Source organism: Tistrella mobilis (genome assembly GCF_041468085.1).
Lineage (GTDB): Bacteria > Pseudomonadota > Alphaproteobacteria > Tistrellales > Tistrellaceae > Tistrella > Tistrella mobilis_A.
On the sequence record NZ_CP121017.1, the window covers coordinates 669,091 to 680,850 of the forward strand.

The window sequence follows — 11,760 nt, forward strand, 5'->3', positions numbered from 1 at the left end:
GACGCGCTCCCATGTTCGAGAAGATCCTCATCGCCAATCGCGGCGAGATCGCCTGCCGGGTGATCCGGACCGCCCGCCGTATGGGCATCAAGACGGTGGCGGTGTATTCGGACGCCGATGCCGACGCCCTTCATGTCCGCATGGCCGACGAGGCCGTGCATATCGGCCCCAGCCCCAGCAATCAGAGCTATCTGATCGCCGACCGCATCGTCGAGGCCTGCAAGGCCACCGGCGCCCAGGCGGTGCATCCGGGCTATGGCTTCCTGTCCGAGAACCAGAGCTTCGCCAGGGCGCTGGACGCCGCCGGCATTGCCTTCATCGGCCCGAATGTCGAGGCCATCTATGCGATGGGCGACAAGATCGAGTCGAAGAAGCTGGCGAAGTCGGCCGGTGTCTCGACCGTCCCCGGCTATGTGGGCGAGATCAAGGACGCCGACGAGGCGGTGAAGATCGCCGACGAGATCGGCTATCCGGTCATGATCAAGGCGTCGGCCGGCGGCGGCGGCAAGGGCATGCGCCTGGCCCATGACGCGAAGGAGGCCCGCGAAGGCTTCCGCTCGGCAACCTCGGAAGCGAAGTCGAGCTTCGGCGACGACCGCGTCTTCATCGAGAAGTTCATCGAGCAGCCGCGCCATATCGAGATCCAGATCATCGCCGACGCCCATGGCAACATCTGCTATCTGGGCGAGCGCGAATGCTCCATCCAGCGCCGTCACCAGAAGGTGATCGAGGAGGCCCCGAGCCCCTTCCTGGACGAGGCGACCCGCAAGGCGATGGGCGAGCAGGCGGTCGCACTGGCGCGCGCGGTGAACTATCGTTCGGCTGGTACGGTCGAGTTCATCGTCGGCCCCGATCGCAGCTTCTACTTCCTTGAGATGAACACCCGCCTGCAGGTCGAGCATCCGGTGACCGAGCTGGTCACCGGCTATGACCTGGTCGAGCTGATGATCCGGGTGGCGGCGGGCGAGCATCTGCCCTTCTCGCAGGCGGATGTGACGCTGACCGGCTGGGCCATGGAAGCCCGCGTCTATGCCGAGGATCCGTATCGCGGCTTCCTGCCGTCGATCGGCCGTCTGGCGCGCTATGTCGAGCCCAAGGGCCCGGGTGTGCGCGTGGACAGCGGCGTCTACGAAGGCGCCGAGATCAGCATGTTCTACGACCCGATGGTCGCCAAGCTGGTGACCTATGGCGAGACCCGCGCCCAGGCGGCCGAGCGGATGAGCGACGCGCTCGACGCCTATTACATCCGCGGCATCACCCACAACATCCCCTTCCTGACCGCGCTGATGAAGCATCCGCGCTTCCTGGAAGGCCGGCTGTCGACCGGCTTCATCGCCGAAGAATATCCGGATGGTTTCCACGGCGCGCCGCTTGACGCCGAGGCCCGCCGGGCGCTGGCGGCGATCGCCGTCATGGCCGATCTGGCCGACCGGGCGCGCCAGGGCCGGATCACCGGCCAGATGCGCGGCTATGTCCATCATGTCCCCGACGAGCTGGTGGTCATGCTGGATGACGAGCAGGTCGAGGTGAAGGTGGTGCAGCATGCGCCCGCCCTGGTGCTCGACATGGGCGGCAAGCCGGTGACGCTGGACTGCGACTGGAAGCTGGGCGACCGGCTGCTGTCGGCCACCGTCGACGACCGCACGCGGGTGGTGCAGATCGAGCGCGTGGCCGCAGGCTGGAAGCTGACCCATGGCGGCTCGGTGCTGGTGGCCCGGGTCTATACCCGCCAGGGTGCCGCCTATGCCGCGATGATGCCGGTCAAGCAGGCCCCGGATATGAGCCGGTTCCTGCTCTCGCCGATGCCGGGCCTGGTGCTGTCGGTGGCGGTCCAGGTCGGCCAGGAGGTCCAGGCCGGCGAGGAGCTGGCGGTGATCGAGGCCATGAAGATGGAAAACGTGCTGCGCGCCGAGCGCAATTGCACGGTGAAGGAGATCAAGGCCGGCGCCGGTTCCAGCGTCGCCGCCGATCAGGTGATCATCGAATTCGAGTGATCGCCGGCCTCTCCGGCCATCTGTCAGGAAACCCCGCCGGGCCGCGTGCCCGGCGGGGTTTCTTTTTAAGGCCCGCCCGCGCGGGGCCGGGCGGACCGCAGCCCGTGCATGGCTGCCCCGCCGCCCATGGCCGTTGTCGTGATCGCGAACCGGCGACAGAATCCCCGTCACTCTCGCCCTGAGAGATCCCCGACAGATCCCATCCCGTCCGACCGGAGTGCCGCATGACCCGTCGTCCGCCGTCCGCAGCCGATCTGGAACGCCATGTCGAACAGCTCGGCAGCCTGGTCGACACGGCCGGACTGATCACGGATCCGGCACAGACGGCGGCCTATGAGCGCGACTGGATGGGCAAGTTCCAGGGCCGCGCTTTCGCGGTGCTGCGCCCGCGTGACACGGCTGCCGTCTCGCGGCTACTGTCCTATCTGAACACACACCGCCTGCCGGTGGTGCCCCAGGCGGGCAATACCGGCCTGGTCGGCGGTTCGGTGCCCGATGCCGCCGGCGCCTTCGTGCTCAGCGTGGAGCGCATGACCCGGATCCGCGAGGTCGACACGGTCGGTGCCAGCATCACCATGGATGCGGGCGTGGTACTTGAGACTGCCCAGGCGGCGGCGCGCGAGGCGGGGTTGATGCTGGCGCTGGATCTGGGATCCAAGGGATCCTGCCGGATCGGCGGCAATATCTCGACCAATGCCGGCGGGCTGAAGGTGCTGCGCTACGGCCATATCCGCGAGCAGGTGCTGGGGCTGGAAGTGGTGCTGGCCGACGGCACGGTGCTCGACGGGCTGACGACGCTGCGCAAGAACAACACCGGCTACGACCTGAAGCAGGTCTTCATCGGTGCCGAGGGCACGCTGGGCGTTGTGACTGCGGCCAGTCTGAAGCTGCACCCGGCCGAGGCCGGGCGTGCGATCGCGATGGTTGCGGTCGATCGCTTCGACGACGTGACCCGCGTGCTGGGGGCGGTGCGTACCGCCTTTCCCGGCCGGCTGAATTCCGTGGAGCTGATGGGCGCCGATGCGGTGACGCTGGTCGCGTCTGCGCTCGATGGCGCCCGCAGCCCGTTTGCCGACACCCATACCTATACGGTGCTGATCGAGGTGGGCAGCGACGATGCCGCTGCCGCCGCCGAACGCGAGCGGCTGGAGGCGGTGATCGGCCGGCTGATCGAGGATGAGCGTGTGGCCGATGCGATCATCGCCCAGAGCGAGGCCCAGGCCCAGGCGCTCTGGCTGCTGCGCGAGGGCGTGCCAGAGGCGGTGGGGCGCACGGCGCCGGTGCACAAATACGACCTGACCTTCGCGGTCGGCGATATCGGCCATTTCATCGCCGATTGCGATCTGGCGCTGGCCCGGGTTGCCCGCGGGCTGCGGCCGATCTATTTCGGCCATGTCGCCGACGGCAATGTCCATGTCAACGTGATGGCGCCTCAGGGCATGTCGGCCGAGGGCTATCGGGCGCTGCAGGCGCCGATCGACGAGGCGGTGTTCGATCTGGTCGGCCAGTATCGGGGCTCGATTTCCGCCGAGCACGGCATCGGCCAGGTGAAGCGGGCCTATCTGGACCGCAACCGCTCTGCCGCAGAGATCCGGACCATGCAGATGCTGAAGGCGGTGCTGGACCCGCACGGCATTCTGAATCCGGGCCGGCTGCTGCCCTGAACCGCTTCCGTGCGGCCGGCGGCTGGGCTAGGCTTAAGACCGGCCCACGGCACATATGGACGCGCCATGACCGACGACCGAACCCCTGACGAGGATGCCTCGGCCCCCGCTGCCCGGGATGTGTCTGCACCGGCCGCCGGACCGGTGGCACGCGGCGCAGGCGACAGGGTGACCATGGCGCTTGCCATCACCGGCCGGGTGCAGGGGGTGGGCTATCGCTGGTGGTTCGAGGGCCAGGCCCGCCGCTACGGGCTGGATGGCTGGGTGCGCAACCGCCGTGACGGATCGGTGGAGGCACTGGTGTCGGGGCCGCGTGCGGCCGTGCAGGCCGTCATCCGCCGGGCCCATGACGGGCCGCCGGCCGCAAGGGTCGAGGCCGTGCGGAGCAGCCAGGCCGAGGCACCCGAGGCGCCCGGCTTCCGCCGTAAGCCAACCATCTGAACGGGGCCGACCGTCTGAAACACGAGGCATCGCCATCCATGGGACGCTGGCTTCTGGGCCGCATCGACCGCCTGGCCGGCAGCATCTGCGCCCTGGTTCTGGGGCTTGGCGCGGCACAGGCACAGGGCTTCGCGCTGGCCTATCTGCAGCGCCTGGGCGGCCATCTGGACGAGGCCCGCCGGCTGCTGGATCAGATCCGCATCGGCGTGGCCCCCTATGACCAGGTGGCACAGCCGGCCCGGGCGGCGCTGGAATCCGCCGCCGCGGCGCGGGTGGACGCGCTTGCCGTCGCGCGCGATGCCGTGGCCGCGGCCGACCCTTTCCTCAGGCCGCTGGAGCTGCTGCGGCGGGTCGATCCCGAGATCGCCCGGGCGACCTGGGCCGATTACGTGCCGACCCTGCCGGTGGAGCCGGCCAGCCTGACCTATGGCCTTTTGGGCATGGTGGTGGCCTGGCTGGTCTATGACGCGATCACCGGGCTGATCGCCTGGCCCTTCCGGCGTCGCGCCGGGTGATGCAGGCCAGATCGTGATGCGGGCCGGGCCGCCATGCCCGCGCCATGGGCGATTGACGCGGGGGTGAACATAACCGATAAGGGAGTCTGCGCCTTCGGCGCTCCCGTCCTGAAGAGGGGAGACCGGCGGCAGGAGGATCGACCCGATGCACGCCCGCGACGTGTTCCGCATTCTGTTCTTTACGGCGCTGACCGCCGTGCTGGGCCTGTTCCCGCCGCTGGACGTGCCGCTGATCGCCGTGCCGATCACGGCCCAGACACTGGGCGTGATGCTCTCGGGCCTGGTGCTGGGATCGTGGCGGGCGGCGCTTGCCCAGATGGTCTTCGTGGCGCTGGTGATGGCCGGCGTACCGCTGCTCGCCGGCGGCCGCGGCGGCATGGGCATCCTGACCGGGCCGACCGGCGGATTTCTGATCGGCTGGATTCCGGCCGCCTTCGTCACCGGGCTGCTGGCCGAGGCGGGGCGCCCTGGCTGGCGACGTTTCATCCTGGCGACGATCACGGGCGGCATCGGCGTTGTCTATCTGATCGGGGTACCCTGGGCTGCGATGGTGACCACGCTCTCGCCCTGGCAGGTGCTGACGGGCAGCATGGCCTTCCTGCCCGGGGACATGATCAAGGCGGTGACGGCGGCCGCGATCGCGGTCACCCTCAGAGACCGCGGCCGGTCGACCGCGATATCCTTCAGGCGATGATCAGCCGCCGCGCTCCGCGGTGACCTCGTCGGTGGTGGGACCGAAGACCTCCTCGAAGGCTTCGCGCAGCGCCATATCGGCCTCCACCATGCCCACCGGCCGGCCCAGCGCCACCAGCGAGGTGATGCCGTGGCCCTGCACGCCGCAGGGCACGATGCCGGCATAATGGCCGAGATCCGGCTCTACATTCAGCGAAATGCCGTGGAAGCTGACCCAGCGGCGCACCCGCACGCCGATGGCGGCGATCTTGTCGTCGAATCCGTCGCCGCGTTCCACCCAGACCCCTACTCGATCATCGCGGGTGAGGCCCTTGACGTTGAAGCGGTCCAGCGCCCGGATCACCCAGCTTTCCAGCCCGTGGACATAGGCCCGGATATCGGCGCCGCGGGCCTTGAGGTCGAGCATGACATAGGCCACGCGCTGGCCGGGGCCGTGATAGGTGATCTGGCCGCCGCGGCCGGTCCGGTAGACCGGAAAGCGCGGCGGCACCAGCAGATCGCGTTCCTGCTGCGCGCTGGTGCCGGCGGTCAGGATCGGCGGATGTTCGACCAGCCAGACCCGCTCCCCCGCAGTCCCCTCGCGGATCCGGGCGGCGCGCGCCTCCATCTCGGCGACAGCGGCTTCGTAATCGGTCAGCCCCGGGGCGATGACCCATTCCACCGGTGAGAGCCCGTTACCCCGCAGAGTTCCCGCCATCCGTCTCGTCCTTGTTCTCATCAGCGACAGCTGGCCCCAATCTAGTGTGCCGGGGCGGGTTGCGCCATATCGCGCGACATCCCGCACGATGGTGCGGCGAGGCCCCGCCCATGCGATGGTTGCAAACCGGACCTCCGGCGGCTGCGGCCGGGTGCCGGTGGCCTTTCGGGGCGCGGCGGCTATACTGTGCGCGCAGGCGGGACGGGAGCGGATGAAGAGGCCGGAGCCCGGGCCCGCGGCGCAAGATACCGGGGGAGACGACCGCGAATGTCGAAGGAACTGCGCGACGGCGCGCTCGAATATCATCGCCTGCCGAAGCCGGGCAAGTTCAGCATCGAGCCGACCAAGCCGCTCGCCAACCAGCGCGACCTCGCGCTCGCCTATTCTCCGGGCGTGGCCTATGCCTGCGAGGCGATCGTCGAGGATCCGCTCAACGCCTCGCTCTACACCACCCGCGGCAACATGGTCGCGGTGGTGACCAACGGCACGGCCGTTCTGGGCCTGGGTGCGATCGGCCCGCTGGCGGCCAAGCCGGTGATGGAAGGCAAGGCGGTTCTGTTCAAGAAGTTCGCCGGCATCGACGCGGTGGACATCGAGATCGACGAGCGCGACCCCGACAAACTGGTCGAGATCATCGCCAGTCTGGAGCCGTCTTTCGGCGCGATCAACCTTGAGGACATCAAGGCGCCGGAATGCTTCGAGATCGAGGAACGGCTGAAGGACCGGATGAAGATCCCGGTCTTCCACGACGACCAGCACGGCACCGCGATCGTGGTGGCGGCGGCGATGCTGAACGCGCTGCGCGTGGTGGGCAAGCCGCTGGATCAGGTGAAGCTGGTGGCCTCCGGCGCCGGTGCCGCGGCACTGGCCTGCCTGGACCTGCTGGTCGAGCTGGGCCTGCCGCGCGCCAACATCACCGTCACCGACATCGTCGGCGTGGTCTGGAAGGGCCGCAACGAGCAGATGGATCCGCGCAAGGAGACCTATGCGGTCGAGACCGAGGCGCGGACGCTGGCCGAGGTGATCTCCGGCGCCGACATCTTCCTGGGCCTGTCAGCCCCGCGGGTGCTGACGGCCGAGATGGTCAAGACCATGGCGCCGCAGCCGATCATCATGGCGCTGGCCAACCCGACGCCCGAGATTCTGCCCGACGAGGCGCGCCGGGTGCGCCCCGATGCGATCATCGCCACCGGCCGGTCGGACTTCCCCAACCAGGTCAACAACGTCCTCTGCTTCCCCTTCGTGTTCCGCGGCGCGCTGGATGTGGGCGCGACCACGATCAATATCGAGATGAAGAAGGCGGCCGCCCAGGCGATCGCCGATCTGGCCTTGGCCGAACCCTCGTCCGAGGTGGCGCAGGCCTATGGCGGACAGGAGCTGCGTTTCGGCCCGGAATATCTGATCCCGAAGCCCTTCGATCCCAGGCTGGTGGTCGAGGTGTCGTCGGCGGTGGCCCGGGCCGCGATGGAAAGCGGCGTCGCCACCCGGCCGATCGAGGATTTCGACGCCTATCGCCAGGTGCTGTCGTCCTATTTCTTCCGCTCGGGCCTGGTCATGCGGACCGTGTTCGAGCGCGCGAAGGCGCAGCCCAAGCGCGTGGTCTATGCCGATGGCGAGGATGAGCGCGTGCTGCGCGCAGCCCAGATCGTGGTCGACGAGGGCTTTGCCCAGCCGATCCTGATCGGCCGCCGCGCGGTGGTGCAGCGGCGCATCGAGCGGCTGGGGCTCAGGCTCAAGCTCGACAAGGACATCGAGCTCTGCGATCCCGAGGATGATCCGCGCTACAACACTTATTGGTCGGAATATCACCGGCTGATGTGCCGCCGCGGCGTCACGCCCGAAAGCGCCCGTACCGTGGTCCGCACCCGGGCGACGGTGATCGGCGCGCTGATGGTCCATATCGGCGAGGCCGACGCCCTGATCTGCGGCCCGGTCAGCCGGTTCGTGAAGAACCTGCGCCACCTGAAGGAGATCTTCGGGGTCCGCCGGGGGGTGAGCGAGCCCTGCGCCATGCAGGCGCTGATCCTGCCGACCAAGACGATCTTCGTGGCCGACACCCAGGTCGAGCACAAGCGCAGCCCCGAGCAGATCGCCGAAATGACGATCATGTGCGCCGAAGAGGTCCGCCGCTTCGGCATCACGCCCAAGATCGCCCTGCTGTCCTCGTCGAGCTTCGGCACCGGCGAGACGCCGTCGGCGCAGATGATGCGCGATGCCTTCGCCCTGGTCCGCGAACAGGCACCGGAGCTGGAGGTCGAGGGCGAGATGCAGGCCGACGCGGCCATCTCGGAAGAGGTGCGCCACCGGGTCTTCCCGGGGTCCCTGCTCCAGGGCTCGGCCAATCTGCTGATCACGCCGGACCTTGATTCCGGCAACATCGCCTTTAATCTCGCCAAGGCGCTCACCAGCGGCACCTCGGTCGGGCCGGTGCTGATCGGGCTCAACCATCCGGCCCATATTCTCACCCCCGCGGTGTCGGTGCGCGGTATCGTCAACCTGTCGGCCCTGGTGGTCGTGGACGCGATCGAAAAGTCGCGCGACACGCCCTGGTGCCCGATTCCGGCGGAACCTGCCTGACATGATCTGAGCGGTCGGCTTTCCGGGAACGGGATGCCGGCCGGCATCCCCTGACCCCTCGATCCCCGGAGAACGGCAGCTTGCGCGACGACGACGACATCCAGGGACGCGAAGGTGAGGTGGCCACCGCGGCGGGCGAGGCCGAAGCGCTCTACGGCGTTTCGGACGAACTGGTCCGCCGCGTGGCCGATGCCCTTGACGAAGGCGACGCGCCCACGGCGCGTATGCTTGTCGCCGAACTGCATGCTGCCGACATCGCCGATCTGCTGGAGCGGCTGTCGGGCGACGAGCGCCGTGCGCTGGTGGAGCTGCAGCGCGACGGCTTCGACCCTGAGATCCTGCCGCATCTGGGCGGCAATGTCCGCGATCAGGTCATCGCCCAGTTGGGCCCCCGGGCGCTGGCCGAAGCGCTGTCGGAACTGGACAGCGACGATGCGATCTACCTGATCGAGGATCTGGACGACGACATCCAGGCAGCACTGCTGGCGGCGGTGCCCCCCGCCACCCGGCGGGCGCTGGAGGAAAGCCTCGCCTATCCGGAATACTCCGCCGGCCGCCTGATGCAGCGCGACCTGATCGCGATGCCGGCCTTCTGGACGGTGGGGCGCGCGATCGACTTTCTGCGCGAAACCCCCGACCTGCCCGAGGAATTCTACGAAATCTTCGTGGTCGACCCGCGGCACAAGCCGATCGGGTCGGTGCCGCTGGCCCGCATGCTGCGCCATCCGCGCAAGGTGCTGTTGCGCGACATCATGGACCGTGACGTCGATGCGATCGCGGCCGCCACCGACCAGGAAGAGGTGGCCCGGCTGTTCCGGCACTACTCCCTGGCCTCGGCGCCGGTCGTCGACGATCAGGGCCGGCTGATCGGCGTGATCACCTTCGACGACGTGGTCGACGTCATCCAGGAAGAGGCCGAAGAGGACATGGCCCTGATGGCCGGTGTCGGCTCCGAGGTCGACGTGAATGCCAGCCTTGCCTCCGTCGTGCGCCAGCGCATCGCCTGGCTGGGGGTCAATCTGGGCACCGCGCTAATGGTCAGCTCGGTGATTTCGCTGTTCGAGGCGACGATCGAACAGATCGTCGCCCTGGCGGTGCTGATGCCGATCGTGGCTTCGATGGGCGGCAATGCCGGCACCCAGACCCTGACCGTGGCGGTCAGGGCGCTGGCGTTGAAGGAACTGACGCCGTCCAACGCCATGCGCATCCTGACCCGCGAGGTGGGGGTGGGTACGATCAACGGCCTGGTCTTCGGCATCGCGGTCGGCGCCGTGGCGGCGGTGATCTTCGACCCCTTCATCGGCGGGGTGCTGTTCTGCGCCCTGCTCGCTAATCTGGTGACGGCGGGCCTGGCCGGCATGCTGATCCCGCTGGCGCTGGACCGGTTGAAGGTCGACCCGGCGGTCTCGGCGGGCGTGTTCCTGACCGCGGTGACCGATGTGGTCGGGTTCTTCGCCTTTCTGGGGCTGGCTCAGCTCGTGCTGCTCTGAGCCCTGTCTCTGTGCTTCAGGCGGCGTTGCAACCAGGCCTGCGCGGGACGCTCGATGAGATGGCGGCAGGGGAAAGCCGCCAGGACCGAGAGCGTCATCATGATCAGGGCGAGCGGCAGGGCCTGACGGAGATGGCCGGTATCGACAAGCAGCTTTGCGACCGTTGCCAGCACCAGTGGATGAACGAGATAGAGGGCATAAGAGGCGTCGCCCAGGCGGATGGCTGCACGGGAGCACCACCCGCGGGGAACAGGCAGCAGTGCGGTGCCGAGGACGATGCCGAGGCCGGGCACGCCGTAGATCAGGGCCCGATGGCCGCCCACCGGCCAGATCACCTGCAAAACCAGCAACAGGATGCCTGCCGCCAGCAGCCAGGGCGCGCCCGGGCGCAGATGCTCCGCCCTGTGCCGACAAAGAAGGGCCGCCCCCATGCCGGCAGCGAATTCGAGCAGCAGGGGGCTGGTATAGAAGGCGATGACCGGATCGGCCGGATCGAAGATTTGACCGGCAATGACCAGCCCGATCAGAACTCCGGCACAGCGACCGGCCGTGCGGCTGGCCGTCCCTGCGAAGCAGGCGGCGAAGAGGGCATAGAAGGCCATTTCGTAATTGAGGGTCCAGCCGACGTGAAGCACGGGCTCCACGATTCTCCCTGACAGCGTCTGTGGCAGGAATAAGAGTGCCATCAGCCAGGCAGCAGGATCGGCATCGACGGTAGTGAAGCGCTGCGGCGCTGCGGCCGCCATCGCCCAGAGGAGTGTGGTGAGCAGCCAGTAGAGTGGCACGATGCGGAAGATGCGTTTCAGCATGAAGACGGATCGACGGCCATTCGGGCTGAAGGCATGCACCATGATGAAGCCCGACAGCACGAAGAATATGTCGACGCCGGCGATCAGTCCGGGGATCCGTGGGATGCCGTCGATGTTCCGGCTGTGAAGGATGCCGATCGTGTGGTGGAGAACAATCAGCCCCGCAGCGATGAAGCGGAGGATCTGGAGAGCGTCGATCCGAAGAGGTGCGGTCGGCATGTGTGGCTTTTCATCGGAAGATGTCAAGGGTAGACCCGAATCTTGTGCCAGCTTGCCGCTGCCGGCGCCATCCAATAGGCTTCCGTCTCGTGACATCGAAACCGGAAGGCAGGTTCAGGCATGACTGGCATGACGTCGATCCGCGGCGTGGTGGTTGCCGCCGCACTGGGCATGATGCTGCTGGCGCCGCAGGCGGTGGCCGCGCAACAGATGATCGACGGTTCCGACCCCGACCAGATCCTGAATCTGGCCCGCGGCTACGGCTCCGCCAATCTGGAGAAGTCCGACAACGGCGATCCGCTGATCCGCGGCCGCATCGACGGTGTCGGCTATGCGATTTTCTTCAACGACTGCACCAACAACCGCGACTGCGACACGCTGGGCTTCTATGCCGGCTGGACCGACACCAACGTGACCGGGGCCCATGTTGCCGAGTGGAACCGCAGCAAACGTTTCAGCCGGGCCTATATCGACGACGAAGGCGATCCGGTGCTGGAATTCGATGTGAATCTGAAGGGCGGGGTCAGCCGGCGCAATTTCGACGACACGCTGGACTGGTGGAAGACGGTCATGCTCGACTTCCGTGATCAGGTGATCAACCCCAACTGAGATGACGAAAACGCCGGCCGCGACGGGCCGGCGTTCCGTAGGTCCAGGAAGA

10 protein-coding genes are annotated in these 11,760 nt (G+C 67.8%); 8 read left to right on the forward strand and 2 right to left on the reverse strand.

The annotated features are described in order from the left end of the window. The first annotated feature begins 11 nt into the window (after nt 1-11). The 5 genes from P7L68_RS08870 to P7L68_RS08890 all read left to right on the forward strand — a co-directional run bounded on the left by P7L68_RS08870 (nt 12) and on the right by P7L68_RS08890 (nt 5,308). Nucleotides 12-1,994: an acetyl-CoA carboxylase biotin carboxylase subunit gene (locus P7L68_RS08870; RefSeq protein WP_372004260.1), complete on the forward strand. Its 1,983-nt coding sequence runs from the start codon at nt 12-14 to the stop codon at nt 1,992-1,994. 224 nt (nt 1,995-2,218) lie between these two features. Further along, nucleotides 2,219-3,658 carry an FAD-binding oxidoreductase gene (locus tag P7L68_RS08875; protein WP_372004262.1) on the forward strand — a complete coding sequence of 480 codons (1,440 nt, stop codon included), beginning with the start codon at nt 2,219-2,221 and terminating at the stop codon, nt 3,656-3,658. A 174-nt stretch (nt 3,659-3,832) separates the two neighbouring features. Further along, nucleotides 3,833-4,099, forward strand: a complete 267-nt coding sequence (locus P7L68_RS08880; protein WP_372006802.1) for an acylphosphatase — start codon at nt 3,833-3,835, stop codon at nt 4,097-4,099. A 38-nt stretch (nt 4,100-4,137) separates the two neighbouring features. Then, nucleotides 4,138-4,614 (forward strand): DUF2937 family protein, encoded by a 477-nt coding sequence (locus P7L68_RS08885; protein WP_372004264.1) that lies wholly within the window; start codon nt 4,138-4,140, stop codon nt 4,612-4,614. Nucleotides 4,615-4,759: 145 nt separating this feature from the next. Beyond that, nucleotides 4,760-5,308 carry a biotin transporter BioY gene (locus tag P7L68_RS08890; RefSeq protein WP_372004266.1) on the forward strand — a complete coding sequence of 183 codons (549 nt, stop codon included), beginning with the start codon at nt 4,760-4,762 and terminating at the stop codon, nt 5,306-5,308. Here the strand turns inward: P7L68_RS08890 and lipB are convergent, their stop codons facing one another. Further along, nucleotides 5,309-6,004 (reverse strand): lipoyl(octanoyl) transferase LipB, encoded by a 696-nt coding sequence (lipB, locus tag P7L68_RS08895; protein WP_372004268.1) that lies wholly within the window; start codon nt 6,002-6,004, stop codon nt 5,309-5,311. It lies immediately after the preceding gene. Between the two features lie 267 nt (nt 6,005-6,271). Here lipB and P7L68_RS08900 point away from each other — a divergent pair, with 267 nt between their 5' ends. Both P7L68_RS08900 and mgtE read left to right on the forward strand, forming a co-directional pair. Further along, nucleotides 6,272-8,581 carry an NADP-dependent malic enzyme gene (locus P7L68_RS08900; RefSeq protein ID WP_372004270.1) on the forward strand — a complete coding sequence of 770 codons (2,310 nt, stop codon included), beginning with the start codon at nt 6,272-6,274 and terminating at the stop codon, nt 8,579-8,581. 80 nt (nt 8,582-8,661) lie between these two features. Further along, nucleotides 8,662-10,071: a magnesium transporter gene (gene mgtE, locus P7L68_RS08905; RefSeq protein WP_372004271.1), complete on the forward strand. Its 1,410-nt coding sequence runs from the start codon at nt 8,662-8,664 to the stop codon at nt 10,069-10,071. On the opposite strand, the gene P7L68_RS08910 is transcribed toward mgtE, so the two are convergent. After that, nucleotides 10,053-11,174: an acyltransferase family protein gene (locus tag P7L68_RS08910; protein ID WP_372004273.1), complete on the reverse strand. Its 1,122-nt coding sequence runs from the start codon at nt 11,172-11,174 to the stop codon at nt 10,053-10,055. The two genes, mgtE and P7L68_RS08910, sit on opposite strands and share 19 nt — an antisense overlap. 45 nt (nt 11,175-11,219) lie before the next feature. On the opposite strand from P7L68_RS08910, the gene P7L68_RS08915 reads away from it, so the two are divergent. After that, on the forward strand, nt 11,220-11,708 hold the full coding sequence (locus tag P7L68_RS08915) for a YbjN domain-containing protein (RefSeq protein ID WP_372004275.1): 489 nt from the start codon (nt 11,220-11,222) through the stop codon (nt 11,706-11,708). Nucleotides 11,709-11,760: the final 52 nt, after the last annotated feature.

Bases quoted from the DNA above. Each gene is read 5' to 3' on its own strand.
- P7L68_RS08870 (WP_372004260.1), top strand. From the start codon at position 12: ATGTTCGAGAAGATCCTCATCGCCAATCGCGGCGAGATCGCCTGCCGG.
- P7L68_RS08875 (WP_372004262.1), top strand. From the start codon at position 2,219: ATGACCCGTCGTCCGCCGTCCGCAGCCGATCTGGAACGCCATGTCGAA.
- P7L68_RS08880 (WP_372006802.1), top strand. From the start codon at position 3,833: ATGGCGCTTGCCATCACCGGCCGGGTGCAGGGGGTGGGCTATCGCTGG.
- P7L68_RS08885 (WP_372004264.1), top strand. From the start codon at position 4,138: ATGGGACGCTGGCTTCTGGGCCGCATCGACCGCCTGGCCGGCAGCATC.
- P7L68_RS08890 (WP_372004266.1), top strand. From the start codon at position 4,760: ATGCACGCCCGCGACGTGTTCCGCATTCTGTTCTTTACGGCGCTGACC.
- lipB (WP_372004268.1), bottom strand. From the start codon at position 6,004: ATGGCGGGAACTCTGCGGGGTAACGGGCTCTCACCGGTGGAATGGGTC.
- P7L68_RS08900 (WP_372004270.1), top strand. From the start codon at position 6,272: ATGTCGAAGGAACTGCGCGACGGCGCGCTCGAATATCATCGCCTGCCG.
- P7L68_RS08915 (WP_372004275.1), top strand. From the start codon at position 11,220: ATGACTGGCATGACGTCGATCCGCGGCGTGGTGGTTGCCGCCGCACTG.